Below are 13,501 nucleotides of genomic sequence, written 5' to 3' on the forward strand. Positions count from 1 at the left end.
TTCAGCGATTTGACTCGAGGTTTTCGTGTCATATGGCAGTGTGTGTGAGGTGCAAAAATGATGATGCTTTGTATTTGGTATCCCTGATGGGGACGCCTTGGTTAGCTTCATTATCTCATCAGATAGGGTGTCGTTGAGATCGGGTAGACGGTTGATCAGTTTTGGCTAGCAACACGTGTATTGGTGAGTGTGGATTGTTGAAGCCATTCGTCGGTTTGAGCGAGCGTCATTGGGCGGCCATACCAATAGCCTTGCAGCTTGTCGCAACCAATTGAGATGAGATATTGCCCTAGCGCTTCGGTTTCTACACCTTCAGCAACGACGCGACATTCAAGGCTGTGCGCTAAGTAAATGGTCGATCTAACGATAGCTTCATGGTTGCTGCTATACAGCAAGTCCGTGACGAAACTACGGTCGATTTTAATTTCGTCGATCGGCATGTTGCTCAGGATTGAAAGGGAAGAGAAACCCGTGCCGAAGTCATCGATACTCAGATACACCCCCAGTTTTTTGATTTTCTCCAATACAGCCTGCGCTTTACAAGGGTTCTGCATCATGCTCGTTTCAGTGATTTCGAGTGTGAGTTGCGCGGGGTTAATGGGGTGTTTTTTCATGAGACTACTTAGGAAGGTTTCTAGCGCATCATCTTCTATGTCTCTAACGGATAGGTTGACCTGAACTTGCGGTGTGATGCCTTGTCTACGCCATGCAGCCAGTTGCGTCACCGTGGTTTCAAGCACCCAATGCGTAATTTGCTTAATGGCATTGGTCTGCTCTGCGATGGGGATAAATTCATCAGGACGGACCGAATAGCCATCGCCCAGCGGCCAGCGTAGAAGCACTTCCAGCGTCATTTGGTTTTGATTGTTCACATTTATGACGGGTTGAAAATACAGGTCAAAATCCATGGTGGTCACGGCAGTGTGAAGCATGGAGGCCAGTTCTGTTTTGTCATAAAAGTGCGATGAGGCCGAAGGCTCGTAAATTGAATAAGGGGCTTGTATGCGTTTCGCACTGTACATGGCAATCTCTGAACGCTTCAACACCTCTTCAGCGCTGCTGCCATGTTCGGGAAATAGAGAGACCCCCGCTGTGCTGGTGACGTTTACGTCGTGTTCGTTGATCGTGAGTGGGTGGTCTAAATACGATTGAATGCTCTCGATGTAATTGGGGATATTGCTGTCTTGCGGATCATTAACAATCAGCGTGAAGCGGTTGCCACTGGAACGCGCGAGAAAAATGTCAGCATCAATGAACTCTTTAAGACGTTCAGAAAACTGCGCGAGAAGCACATCCCCTTTCTGATGGCTAAACACTTCGTTTATGTTGTTGAAGTTATTTATGTCAAACGTGATGAGTGCGAAGTGCTGTTCGCTGAGATTAAACTCATTCACTTGCTGACTAATGGTTCGAAGTAAAAATCGACGATTGGGAAGGCCTGTGAGTGGATCGTGAGATTCATTGTGATGTTGCTGAAATTCAGCAAAAGCGATGCGCTCCATTGATTGGGAAATCACACCGAAAATCATGACGCAGAATATACCGCCGCCGAAGAAAATCATGGAAACAATGAATTCAATCGGGGTCGTGGTCGGCTTCATTGACAAGAAACCAGCAAACGTTAAATAGCCAAGCACAAAACCGAGCATGACAGGGATAAAACTAAACGTGGAAGGGCGTTTGTCTCGTTGGTAGAGAGCGATCGAAGAGCGCAATGCCGACACGATGGCAAGCATGCCTAATATCACAAGGATGATAGAGAGTGTTTTTATCATCGTTATCGATAGTTGCCCGTAAACAAAAAGAAAAACACGCAGCGATGGTGAGAACACATCCGCTGCGACCTTCTTAAATGTAGTTTACTTTTTATGAGCTTGTATGCATTGCCAGCAAGCAATTATACGTTTGTCAAAAATTGCAGACAGGGCAGTTTGCGTTTCTAGGGAGCGTAAAACTGCGCCATGAACTGTCCATGGCATCGAACATCATTAGCTTGCCTGATGGCGGTGTGCTGAAGCGAGAAAGCACCTTGATTGCTTCGAGTGCTTGTGACGCGCCAATGATCCCTACCACTGGCGACAGGATGCCTGCTTCTACACAGCTGAGCGCTTGTGCCCCAAACATGGCACTCAGGCACTCATAACATGGCTCATCTTCGCCATAGGTAAACACGGCTACTTGTCCTTCTAAGCGAATAGCAGCGCCGCTAACCAGCGGGGTTTTGTGCGTGAAGCAAAGTCGGTTGAGTTGGTTACGTGTTTCTACGTTGTCGCTGCAATCCATGATGAGCGAATGTTTGGCGATGAGTGCCGAAAGGGTTTCATCGTCAAGGCGTTCTGCATGCGTATTGATGACCACATGGGGATTGAGTTGCCGCAAGGCATTCGCCGCTGAATCGACTTTGAGCTCGCCAATGGTGGAGTCATTGTGAAGTACTTGACGTTGAAGGTTCGAAAGTTCGACACGATCATCATCAATCAAAGTCATTTCTCCAACGCCCGCAGCTGCGAGGTATTGGCTCGCTGCGCAGCCAAGACCGCCAGCACCCAATATCAAGATGCTGGCTTGCTTCAACGCTTCCTGACCGTCGAAATCAAACTGTCTCAGAATGATTTGGCGGTTGTATCTGAGCTCTTCTTCAGGCGAAAGAATATCCACTACGATCCTTTAATTTAACACGGCGTTGAAGGGTTCAATGGTCACGTCTTCATTGACATCGATATGGCCTCTGTCTTGCTCCAAAATGGCAAAACAGTTGGCTTGGGACAATGAACTGAATGCACCAGAGCCTTGGTTGCCTGTGGTAGAAGCCCAAAGCTGACCTTCTGTATCTACATGATATACCGCGCGCTGGTAATCCGTGCGACCTGGTGATTTCTTGAAACGTGTTGCGGCTTTCGCTTTAAGCGCAATAGTCGGTTGCCATTGTGTATGCCCACCGAGTTTTGCCAACAGAGGCTGAACCATCACGTGAAGCGTCACCAGCACTGAAACTGGGTTACCTGGCAAGCCACAGAAAAGCGCATCTTTTACTGTACCGAAAGCAAAAGGTTTACCGGGCTTGATGGCGATTTTCCAAAAGCCAACATCGCCTTCTTGGTCAAGAATGTCTTTGGTGTAATCAGCTTCACCTACGCTCACGCCACCCGATGTCACGATAACGTCTGAAACTTCTGCCGCTTTTAGGAAAGCGTCACGTAGCTGATCTGGGCAATCAGGGATAACCCCCATATCAATTGCTTCACAGCTCATCTTATCGAGCATGGCACGAATGGTGTAGCGGTTGCTGTCGTAGATTTCACCTTTACCTAAAGGTTCTCCCACTTGACGCAACTCATCGCCCGTAGAGAAAAACGCCACTTTGGGCTTACGTATAACGGTGACGTTTGCAATACCAAGTGTTGCCAGCATCGGCACTTCGCGGGGTGTCAGAAGCGTGCCTTTTGGAATAACGACAGCGCCTTGCTTAACGTCGTCACCGATTGGGCGAATATTCTGCTGAGCGGTCGCAGATGCAGTAAAAGTAATCTGGTCTCCGTCTACGTTTGTTTGCTCTTGCATGATGACGGCATCAGCGCCTTCTGGCACTTCTGCGCCGGTCATGATGCGAATACAAGTCCCTTCAGGCCATTCGCCTTCAAAAGGAATACCTGCGAAAGATTTGCCTGCCATCGTAAGGGTGCGCGATTTTTCTAAATCTGCACAACGCAGGGCATAACCATCCATTGCTGAATTAGCAAACGGCGGCACGTTAATCGGGGAGCAAATGTCTTCGGCGGTTATGCGGTTTTGCGCGTCCATTAAGGACACAACATCGGTTTGTGTAAGTGGTGTGGTGTTTTCAAGCAAGGTAGAAATCGCAGTGGAAACTGGCATCAAACCCGGTGTATCGCAGCAACCCATAAATAGACTCTCGGTGGTTTTGAGCAAAACATGCTCAACACGTAGAAGAAAGCGGTCATTATCGCAAACTTTGTTCGCTCAAACTAATGTCCACACGCAAATCGAGGTGTAATTTTATTACTATTAACGTTATGCTTCAAAAATCTGACACAAATTGATCCTTGTCCTTAAAAGACGAGTATTTAATTAGATAACAACATTGTAACGACCCGAGGATTTTCTATGACAGCATTGAGCGATTCTGCAATTCGAGTGCGTGAAGCGCTAGTTGCACGGGGCATTGAGACACCAATGACGCCGGGATCTTCGATGACCGCGACAGAAAAAAAAGAAAAAATTGAATACCACATGCGGGAAATTCTATCTGTTATCGATCTTGACCTGACAGACGACAGCTTAATCGAAACACCTGCGCGCATTGCCAAAATGTACGTGGATGAGGTGTTTTCTGGCTTAGACTACTCGAACTTCCCGAAAATCACAGTTATCGATAATAAGATGGGCTGTGATGAGATGGTAAGAGTAAAAAACATTACGCTTACCAGTACGTGTGAACATCACCTAGTCACCATTGATGGTGCCTGCACCGTGGCCTATTTGCCGAAAGACAAAATCATTGGTTTGTCGAAGATTAACCGCATTGTTCGTTTCTTCGCGCAACGTCCTCAAGTGCAGGAACGTTTAACGCGTCAAGTGCTCGTCGCGCTCCAGACATTGCTCGAAACCGACAATGTGGCAGTTCACGTAAATGCAACGCATTACTGCGTAAAATCACGTGGTGTAATGGACGCGACCAGTGAGACAACCACGACAGCGTTAGGCGGTGTGTTTAAGAAAAATGCTGCTACGCGTGCGGAGTTCTTACACGGCATTGGTATGTAAACGGGTTAACAGCATATTGAGTTTCAATATACACAAACAAAAAAAGCGCCAATCGGCGCTTTTTTCATGTCTGTTAGCAGGACAGTAATCTATTGATTACTTAAGTACCGCTGCAATAGCCTTACACAGTGGGCGCATGTTTGTATGCATCATCGCAGCAACTGCGATGCGACCAGAGCCAACGATGTATACACCAAATTCGCTTTTTAAACGAGCAACTTGATCTTTGGTCAAACCAGAGAAAGAGAACATGCCGTTTTGGCGTTGAATGAAACTGAAGTCACCTTGTACGCCTTCTTCAGCAAGTGTCGCCACAAACAGTTCGCGCATTTCTTTTATACGAACACGCATACCTGCAACTTCTTCTTCCCATTCTGCACGTAATGTTGCGTCATTCAGAATAATGGTAACAACGGCAGCACCGTGTGCTGGTGGGTTAGAGTAGATAACGCGTGCAATGCTCTTCACTTGGCTGAATGCTGTCGCTGTTTCTTGTGCTGTTTTACCCACAATCGTGAATGCACCAACGCGCTCATTGTAAAGGCCAAAGTTTTTAGAGAACGAACTTGCTACTAACAGCTCAGTACATGTGTCTGCAAAAATACGCAGACCTGCCGCATCTTCTTCTACGCCAGAGGCAAAACCTTGGTAAGCAAAGTCAAACATTGGCAGCAGGTTCTTTTCGTTACACAGTGCTGCAAGTTGTTGCCATTGCGCTGCATCTGGGTCGATGCCCGTAGGGTTGTGACAACAACCGTGCAGAAGAACAACATCGCCTTCGCTTGCGGTTTCAAGATCTGCCAGCATCGCGGCAAAATCCATGTCTTTGGTTTCTGCGTTGTAGTAGCCGTAAGACGCCACTTCCAAACCTGCAGCCGCGAATACACCGTTGTGGTTCGCCCACGTTGGGTTACTTACCCATACTTTTACGTCGCCAAGCTGACGTTTGATGAATTCTGCTGCAACACGCAGAGCACCAGTACCACCGGGGGCTTGTGCAGTTTGTGCGCGTTTGTCAGCAATGATGGTTGCATCATCACCGAACAACAATTTCTGAACGGCCAAACCGTACTCAGGCGTACCTGGAATGCTTAGGTAGGACTTGGTGGTTTCTTTTTCAAGAAGGATGGCTTCTGCCTTTTTAACAGTCGCTAAAACAGGGGTGTTACCAGATTCGTCCTTGTAGATACCTACACCTAAGTTAATTTTCTCAGCGCGAGTATCTGCTTTGAATTCTTCAGTAAGACCTAGAATAGGGTCAGCGGGAGCTGCAGCAATTTTTTCAAACATCTCATTCATCCATGGCGTTAGTAAAGGGAACTGTCTTTGTTTATACCATTTTGATCCGTTGTAATAAAACCGAAATTTTCTGAAATTTTATTGTTCTTTGTATCGTGATATTTGCGCGATCATCCACACATTTTTTTGTTGTCATCGAAATCATATTCTTGTCGGCTTTGGATGCATGTCTCTTGGAAAGTCCAGCGTGTGTAAGGTCGCGCGGAAAAGGACCGAATTTCATTCAACAAATCAGCGCCTCATAAAAACGAGAATGTGTGTTAACGAAACACAAAGGGATGACGGTGGGGGAGTTTGAGGGAAAATTACTAAAAAAAAGACCGCTAACAAGCGGTCTTTTTAAATCGGTATTGAACGGGTTTGTTCAATAACTTAGAAGTTCGCGCTGCGTGGTGCGCGTGGGAATGGAATAACATCACGGATGTTGCCCATGCCAGTAACGTAAGAAACCAGACGCTCGAAGCCGAGACCGAAACCAGCGTGAGGAACGGTGCCGTAGCGACGTAGGTCGCGGTACCAGTTCATGTGCTCAGGGTCGATGTTCATGGCACGCATACGCGTATCCAATACATCTAAACGTTCTTCACGTTGTGCACCACCGATGATTTCACCAATGCCAGGTGCAAGTACGTCCATAGCAGCAACGGTTTTACCGTCGTCGTTCAAACGCATGTAGAACGCTTTGATGTCTTTCGGGTAGTTCTTCACTACAACCGGCGCTTCAAAGTGCTTCTCAGCAAGGTAGCGTTCGTGCTCAGACGCCAAGTCGATACCCCATTCAACTGGGTTCTCAAACGTTTGGCCAGACTTAAGCAGGATATCAATCGCGTCGGTGTAGTCGATTTGAGCGAAGTCAGAATCAACAAACTTTTCTAGGCGAGTGATCGCTTCTTTGTCGATGCGTTGAGCAAAGAACTCAAGGTCATCACGACGTTCAGCAAGTACGGCTTTGAACACATACTTCAGCATGTCTTCAGCCAGTGTTGCCACATCGTCTAGATCCGCAAAAGCGACTTCAGGCTCAACCATCCAGAATTCCGCTAGGTGGCGGCTGGTGTTTGAGTTTTCAGCACGGAACGTTGGGCCAAAGGTGTAAACCTTGCTCAATGCACATGCATAAGCTTCTGCGTTCAACTGGCCTGATACGGTCAGGAAGGTTTCTTTACCGAAGAAGTCTTCGTTGAAATCAACCTTGCCTTCGTCAGTGCGTGGCAAGTTTTCCATGTCAAGTGTAGAAACACGGAACATTTCACCTGCACCTTCTGCATCAGAAGCGGTGATCAGTGGTGCAGATACCCAGAAGTAACCTTGTTCGTGGTAGAAGCGGTGAATCGCTTGTGACAAACAGTTACGCACGCGTGCAACCGCACCGATCACGTTAGTACGTGGACGTAGGTGTGCAACTTCGCGCAAGTACTCAATAGAGTGACGCGTTTTCGCCATTGGGTACGTGTCTGCATCTTCAACCCAACCAACAACGTTAACGTTTGTTGCTTGTAGTTCGAACGCTTGGCCTTGTCCTGGGCTTTCTACCACTTTACCAGTGACTTCAACAGAACAACCAGTGGTTAGACGGAGTACTTCTTCCTGGTAATTATTCAGCTCATTAGGAACAACCGCCTGAATAGGGTCAAAACAAGAGCCGTCATAAATGGCAAGAAAAGAAATACCGGCTTTTGAATCACGACGGGTACGGATCCAACCACGGACAGTGACTTCTGAGTCTACTTCCGTTTTGCCGTGCAGGACGTCTGCTACAGGCATATAGTTCATAATTTGCATCTAACTCCGTTGAAGATGGCTCGATGATGATGTTCACCGAGCAGAGACAATTCGCATTTGAACCAGCAAGTTTACCTGTATCCAGATAACCTTCAAGCGTTGTTATAAGATGCGAGTCTAATTTGATTGATACTTTATCAAATCAGCGCCAAAAGCTGCTCAAGGTTTAACCGGCTGGCGTTATTTCCGCAGAATTTGCGTCAAATCGCCTTTGATACCAGACAGGTTGTCAGGGAAATCGGCGACATCTGTTTGCGATTGCGTTTGAGGTTCTCACCAATATTGAGTAGCATCGCGGCGCATTGAAGATTTGATTGACGCATTTTTGCTCAGTAATGAGTGGCATGCTGTCCATCGTAGTAACACGCTATATACAGGAACGCACATTATGCACACTGAACTGTTCAAAGAATTCATGTTTGAAGCTGCCCACCATTTGCCACATGTTCCAGAAGGACATAAGTGTGGTCGTTTGCATGGGCACTCTTTCCTTGTGCGTCTTTATGTGACGGGTGAAGTAGATCCACACACAGGTTGGATCATTGATTTCTCTGAAATCAAAGCCGCGTTTAAACCGATTTACGACCGTCTGGACCACTATTACTTGAATGACATTGAAGGGTTAGAAAACCCGACAAGTGAAGTGCTGGCGAAATGGATTTGGGATCAATTGAAACCTGAATTGCCTTGTCTAAGCAAAGTGATGATCAAAGAAACGTGTACGGCAGGGTGTATTTACACTGGCGAATAAGCGGGTGTGACGCGAAGGCTTGAGCCTTATGTGAAAGACATGCACGTTAGAAATCGAAAAAGGAGCCTATGGCTCCTTTTTTTATGGCACAACGTTTCAATGGCACAACAGAACGCCCTCTGAGGTGCGACCGTTATGCGATATCGAGGTATTTGTGCGTTTGAATCGACAAGCGCCAATTACGTTTGATGCAGGTATCGATACACAATGCCGTTGCACGCGGCTTCTGGCTAATAGGCTGCAGTGCGATTTCTACGTTTTCACGCAGTGCAACACCATCTAACAACGCTTCAAGCTTTTCAATGTCAGATTCAGTGCCGACAGGGTGCTTTATTTCATTGGCACGCTCTAACGCGCTTTCCAAAACAGGCAGTTTCCCACGCATGTTGATTTTAGGTGACACTGTCACCCATGTGCCTTCTGTGGTTTCTACTGGGTACGTTCCGCTGGTTTCGATTTGGCAGCGATAGCCCGCAGATTCAAGCCGTTCGGTTAACGGGCGAAGATCGTAAATACACGGCTCCCCGCCAGTGATCACTACGTGTTTAGCGGTATAGCTATTTTGTAGATGCGTCAAAATATCATTGGCGTCGACAGCAGCCCAAATCGGACTGTCTCCGGTTTTGGTGATGATTGCGCCAAAGTCCCGCTCGTCGGTGGGCAAGGTGTCCCAGGTCTGTCGTGTATCGCACCAAGGGCAACCAACAGGGCAGCCTTGTAGGCGAACAAATACGGAAGGGACCCCTGTGAAGGTGCCTTCGCCTTGAATCGTTTCAAAAATTTCGTTGACGTTGTACATACCGCTTTAACAATCAGAATCGCATGTGGGGCTGGATTATGTCAGCTTATAGCACGAGTGTCTTGGCTTGTTGTTATTTGAAGTATGAAGTGCGGTAAAAGCAAGCGATAACTTATTGATTTTTTTTAGTTGGACGCTGGAAATGGAAGATATTTGATTTAGCTCGTGACGTGTATCACGACATCATCTCAATGTGCTTCACAATTACTTCGCAAAGTAAAAAAATTCAAAGATAGGATTCACTTTAGGGAAAATGGGATGATTCTTGCCCAGCCGGGACACATAGATCACATTAAGCGTAATAACGCTGGCACAGTATATAAGTTGATCGATCAGCTCGGGCCTATCTCTCGAATCGAACTATCAAAACGCAGCCAACTAGCGCCTGCGAGTATCACTAAAATCACCAGAGAGTTGATTGATGCGCACCTCGTAAAAGAAACCGAGTATGGCGAAACCGCAGCCCGCGGACGCCCCGCCGTCGGGCTTGTTCTGAATAATGAAGGGTGGCAGTTCCTGTCATTGCGCTTAGGGCGCGGATACTTAACGTTGGCGTTGCATGAACTGGGTGGCGATATTCTGATAGAGAACCGTCACGATATCCATGTGCTCGACCAAGACCTTCTTATCGAACAGGTTCTTGAACATATCAATCAATTCTTTGCCAAGCATTCCTCTGTGGTTGATCGTGTTACATCCATTGCAGTATCACTCCCAGGGCTCGTAAATAGTGCTCAGGGTATCGTGATTCAAATGCCCCACTATGATGTTCATAACATGCCCTTAGGGGCGGCAATTCACCGTGCGACAGGTTTACCCGTGTTTATTGGTAACGACACACGGTCATGGGCATTGGCAGAAAAATTATTTGGTAATGCACGTGATGTAGAGAATGCGGTATTGGTGGCCATTCATCATGGTGTAGGTGCCGGTATCATGCTGGATGGAAAGGTGTTGGAAGGGCAGGTTGGCAACATTGGCGAACTGGGCCACATTCAAATCAAACCGTTCGGTAAGCGTTGTTTTTGCGGAAATAGCGGGTGCTTAGAAACGGTAGCGAGCCTTCAAGCCGTGCTGGAAGAAACGAAACTACTGCTCGAGCAAGGCCATGAAAGCGTGCTACAGGAAAAGCCTTTAACCATTGATGGTATTTGCGATGCTGCGGAAGCGGGAGACGGTGTCGCGGTGAAAGTCATTACAGAGTTAGGGCATCACCTCGGTCAAGCCATTGCGATCATGGTGAATCTTTTTAACCCCGAAAGAATTCTCATTGGGGGTGAATTTAACCGTGCGAAAGGTGTGCTGTATCCCGCCATTATCGACTGTGTGAAAAGCCAAAGCATGCCATGTTATACCGAGAACCTGATGCTGGAAGAGACCTATTTCTATACTCAGGCAACAATGCCAGGTGCTGCGTTAGTCAAACGCGCTATGTATAACGGCTATCTGTTGATGAAGGTCTTAGAAGGCTAATAGCGTTATTGTTGGTAGATCAACTTAGTCATGATGAGACAAACAAAAAAGGAGCCTTAGGCTCCTTTTTTCGTCACTTAGAATGGATACCACACCGTGGCGGCTTCTAGGTGTCGTTTGTAAAGCGCAAGCACAACACACAAGGCGATACCTGAAAGTACCACGATGTCTTTTCGTGTCAGCGGGCGATAGTTATACCAAGTCCGTGTTTTACTTCGTCCGAAGCCACGGAGTGTCATCGCATTGGAAATTTCATCCGCGCGGTCGAGGCTAGAGAAAATCAACGGGATCAGAATTTTCGCTACACCTTTAAAGCGTGTCATCAATGGCGCATTCTTCGAAAAATCAACGCCACGCGCTTGTTGAGCGTGCATGATATTGATGAAGTCACTCTTTACTTCAGGCAGATAGCGCAAGGTTAGGCTGACGGCATACGCGATTTTGTAAGGCACACCGATACGGTTGAGGCTCGACGCAAACTCAGTGGGGTGCGTGGTAAAGACGAACACCAGTGCAATCGGGAACATACTGAAGTATTTCAATGTGATTGTGCACAGATAGAACAAGGTTTCTTGCGTCAGTGAGTAACCCGCAGGGAGTTCGAGCAGTGTCGTGGTAGAACCGACCCATTCAGAGCCTTGTTGCGGCGCAACCAAAAACATAAACACGGCATTCATGCTCAACACACTGATGGTGCCAAACAGCAGTGGTTTATAGGCTTGAAACGCCACCCTCGTCATTTTCAATAAGGCTAAACCCAGCAACACCATGCTGACGATAATGCGAATGTCGAAGGTCGTCAGTACTACAGTTACCCATGCCATAAACAGAGCAAACTTGGTGATGCCATTGAGCGCGTGAAGTGGCGATTTGGTATCAACGTAATTGATGCCGAACTTCATTTTTGATGCTTTCATTTGGCGTTGCTCTCCGACTGAATAAATGTCTGCATAAATCCGTCGATGTCTTCAATACCTGCCTTCTCAGCAAGTTGGTACAAACTGGTGGTGGTAAGGTTGGCTTCATCCAACAAAGTGGGTTGGCTGAACACACTCGTCATTGGCGCATCCGCGATCAGCTTACTGTCTGCAATCACGACAGAGCGCGTTGTATATTCCAACACCAAATGCATGTCGTGAGAAATGATCATCACACTGATGCCTTGCTCCTCATTGAGTTTCTTAATGAATTGCAGCATAGAGGTGTAGTTGCGGTAATCTTGGCCTGCCGTCGGTTCGTCCAAAATCAGAAGATCTGGCTCCATCACCAAAATAGACGCAATGGTGACACGTTTCTTCTGACCATAGCTCAACGCATCTACCGGCCAATGGCGATATTTACTCAAGCCACACAGTTCAAGAACATCCAGGACGCGTTTGTCGATGTCGGCATCGCTTAGCCCTTGGTTCATCAAACCGAACGCCACTTCATCCTTAATCATGTGGTGTGAAATCATATGATTAGGGTTTTGCATGACAACGCCAACTTTACGGCTGCGTTCGAATATGGACAGTGTTGAGAAATCTTCGCCGTCGAAAACAATGTTGCCTTCATCTGGGTCTATGACGCCCATGATCAGCTTGGTGATGGTGGATTTTCCCGAACCATTTTTACCCAATACAGACATCATCTCGCCGCGATTGACTGTAAAGCTGACATCCTCAAGGGCGTTCTTCTCGCCATCATAGGAGTAGGTGAGATTGTTCAACGTTAGCAGCGCATCTGATGACGGTTTCTTGTTGATGATTTGCGCATTGCCATGCCACGTCGTTAATGCTTCTGCATATTTCGCAACGGGCAAATTAGCCATGTTTGATGGTTTATCTGATTGCTCAACTGCGCAGCCTGCATGTTTGAGCGCAGAGAGATACAAGGGCTCACGAATGCCATGGGTGTTAAGCAATGACGATGTCAGGATCTCGTCTGGCGTGGTATCAGCAATGACCTCTCCGTTGTCGATAAGGATCACGCGGTCGATGTGTTGCGTCAGTACATCTTCTAAACGGTGTTCAATGATGATGATCGTTTTGCCCGTATCACGATGAAGTTGGTCAATGATCTCTATAGTGCGCTTGCCCGTTTTCGGGTCAAGTGCGGCAAGAGGCTCATCAAACAAAAGGACGTCTACGTCATCTACCAAAATGCCCGCAAGGGAAACGCGTTGTTTTTGCCCGCCAGACAAGTCATGCGGGGCATGATGAAGCAGGTTTTCAAGATCGACCATTTTCGCGGTGGCCTTGACCAATGGGTACATGTCAGCGACGGACATGCATTGGTTTTCCAGCGCAAACGCGATGTCTTCACCCACACTCAATCCGACAAACTGGCTGTCTGTATCTTGTAGTACGGTGCCGACTTTCTCTGTGTATTCCACCAAGGTCATTTTTTGGCTGTTTTTGCCATCGATCAGTAATTCACCGTCGATGTGTCCCTCAATTGCGTGGGGAATAAGGCCGTTAATGCACTGACCCAACGTGGATTTACCACTGCCGCTTGGGCCAATGATCAGGACTTTTTCGCCTTTTTCTATGGTTAAGTTGATATTTTTTAGCGTGGGGTTAACCAACGCATCATAGCGAAAGGAGAAGTTTTTAAATTCGATGGTCATGGAG

At 47.2% G+C, this 13,501-nt stretch carries 11 protein-coding genes; 3 read left to right on the top strand and 8 right to left on the bottom strand.

Annotation, left to right across the window (positions count from 1 at the left end; all coding sequences use genetic code 11):
* Positions 1 to 155 precede the first annotated feature (155 nt).
* From BCT27_RS20770 to moeA, 3 genes are all read right to left on the bottom strand, one after another.
* Entirely contained in the window at positions 156 to 1,775 is a 1,620-nt protein-coding gene (locus tag BCT27_RS20770) for a putative bifunctional diguanylate cyclase/phosphodiesterase (protein WP_102317066.1), read from the bottom strand.
* 133 nt (positions 1,776 to 1,908) lie between these two features.
* A complete protein-coding gene (gene moeB / locus BCT27_RS20775) occupies positions 1,909 to 2,658 on the bottom strand; it encodes a molybdopterin-synthase adenylyltransferase MoeB (RefSeq protein WP_102396643.1) in 750 nt (249 codons plus the stop codon).
* 9 nt (positions 2,659 to 2,667) lie between these two features.
* A complete protein-coding gene (moeA, locus tag BCT27_RS20780; protein ID WP_102317064.1) occupies positions 2,668 to 3,903 on the bottom strand; it encodes a molybdopterin molybdotransferase MoeA in 1,236 nt (411 codons plus the stop codon).
* 222 nt (positions 3,904 to 4,125) lie between these two features.
* On the opposite strand from moeA, the gene folE reads away from it, so the two are divergent.
* Positions 4,126 to 4,785: a GTP cyclohydrolase I FolE gene (folE, locus tag BCT27_RS20785; protein ID WP_102396644.1), complete on the top strand. Its 660-nt coding sequence runs from the start codon at positions 4,126 to 4,128 to the stop codon at positions 4,783 to 4,785.
* A gap of 96 nt (positions 4,786 to 4,881) precedes the next feature.
* On the opposite strand, the gene BCT27_RS20790 is transcribed toward folE, so the two are convergent.
* Together BCT27_RS20790 and asnS are read right to left on the bottom strand one after the other, a co-directional pair.
* Entirely contained in the window at positions 4,882 to 6,075 is a 1,194-nt protein-coding gene (locus BCT27_RS20790; RefSeq protein ID WP_102317062.1) for an amino acid aminotransferase, read from the bottom strand.
* Positions 6,076 to 6,456: 381 nt separating this feature from the next.
* Positions 6,457 to 7,857, bottom strand: a complete 1,401-nt coding sequence (gene asnS / locus BCT27_RS20800; RefSeq protein WP_102396859.1) for an asparagine--tRNA ligase — start codon at positions 7,855 to 7,857, stop codon at positions 6,457 to 6,459.
* A gap of 397 nt (positions 7,858 to 8,254) precedes the next feature.
* On the opposite strand from asnS, the gene queD reads away from it, so the two are divergent.
* On the top strand, positions 8,255 to 8,617 hold the full coding sequence (gene queD / locus BCT27_RS20805; protein ID WP_017011915.1) for a 6-carboxytetrahydropterin synthase QueD: 363 nt from the start codon (positions 8,255 to 8,257) through the stop codon (positions 8,615 to 8,617).
* 133 nt (positions 8,618 to 8,750) lie between these two features.
* On the opposite strand, the gene queE is transcribed toward queD, so the two are convergent.
* Positions 8,751 to 9,416, bottom strand: a complete 666-nt coding sequence (gene queE, locus BCT27_RS20810; protein WP_102396646.1) for a 7-carboxy-7-deazaguanine synthase QueE — start codon at positions 9,414 to 9,416, stop codon at positions 8,751 to 8,753.
* Positions 9,417 to 9,674: 258 nt separating this feature from the next.
* Between queE and mlc the strand changes: the two genes are divergently transcribed.
* A complete protein-coding gene (mlc, locus tag BCT27_RS20815) occupies positions 9,675 to 10,889 on the top strand; it encodes a sugar metabolism global transcriptional regulator Mlc (RefSeq protein ID WP_102396647.1) in 1,215 nt (404 codons plus the stop codon).
* Positions 10,890 to 10,966: 77 nt separating this feature from the next.
* Here the strand turns inward: mlc and BCT27_RS20820 are convergent, their stop codons facing one another.
* Positions 10,967 to 11,806: an energy-coupling factor transporter transmembrane component T family protein gene (locus tag BCT27_RS20820; RefSeq protein ID WP_102396648.1), complete on the bottom strand. Its 840-nt coding sequence runs from the start codon at positions 11,804 to 11,806 to the stop codon at positions 10,967 to 10,969.
* A complete protein-coding gene (locus BCT27_RS20825; protein ID WP_102396649.1) occupies positions 11,803 to 13,497 on the bottom strand; it encodes an ABC transporter ATP-binding protein in 1,695 nt (564 codons plus the stop codon). Before BCT27_RS20825 ends, BCT27_RS20820 begins: the two co-directional genes overlap by 4 nt.
* Positions 13,498 to 13,501 lie beyond the last annotated feature (4 nt).

This window comes from Enterovibrio norvegicus, from assembly GCF_002876705.1.
Classification (GTDB): Bacteria; Pseudomonadota; Gammaproteobacteria; order Enterobacterales; family Vibrionaceae; genus Enterovibrio; species Enterovibrio norvegicus_B.

What these genes read in the sequence shown, in the direction of transcription:
- BCT27_RS20770 (WP_102317066.1), bottom strand. Translation starts at nt 1,775, where the DNA reads ATGATAAAAACACTCTCTATCATCCTTGTGATATTAGGCATGCTTGCC.
- moeA (WP_102317064.1), bottom strand. Translation starts at nt 3,903, where the DNA reads ATGGGTTGCTGCGATACACCGGGTTTGATGCCAGTTTCCACTGCGATT.
- folE (WP_102396644.1), top strand. Translation starts at nt 4,126, where the DNA reads ATGACAGCATTGAGCGATTCTGCAATTCGAGTGCGTGAAGCGCTAGTT.
- BCT27_RS20790 (WP_102317062.1), bottom strand. Translation starts at nt 6,075, where the DNA reads ATGTTTGAAAAAATTGCTGCAGCTCCCGCTGACCCTATTCTAGGTCTT.
- asnS (WP_102396859.1), bottom strand. Translation starts at nt 7,857, where the DNA reads ATGAACTATATGCCTGTAGCAGACGTCCTGCACGGCAAAACGGAAGTA.
- queD (WP_017011915.1), top strand. Translation starts at nt 8,255, where the DNA reads ATGCACACTGAACTGTTCAAAGAATTCATGTTTGAAGCTGCCCACCAT.
- queE (WP_102396646.1), bottom strand. Translation starts at nt 9,416, where the DNA reads ATGTACAACGTCAACGAAATTTTTGAAACGATTCAAGGCGAAGGCACC.
- mlc (WP_102396647.1), top strand. Translation starts at nt 9,675, where the DNA reads ATGATTCTTGCCCAGCCGGGACACATAGATCACATTAAGCGTAATAAC.
- BCT27_RS20820 (WP_102396648.1), bottom strand. Translation starts at nt 11,806, where the DNA reads ATGAAAGCATCAAAAATGAAGTTCGGCATCAATTACGTTGATACCAAA.
- BCT27_RS20825 (WP_102396649.1), bottom strand. Translation starts at nt 13,497, where the DNA reads ATGACCATCGAATTTAAAAACTTCTCCTTTCGCTATGATGCGTTGGTT.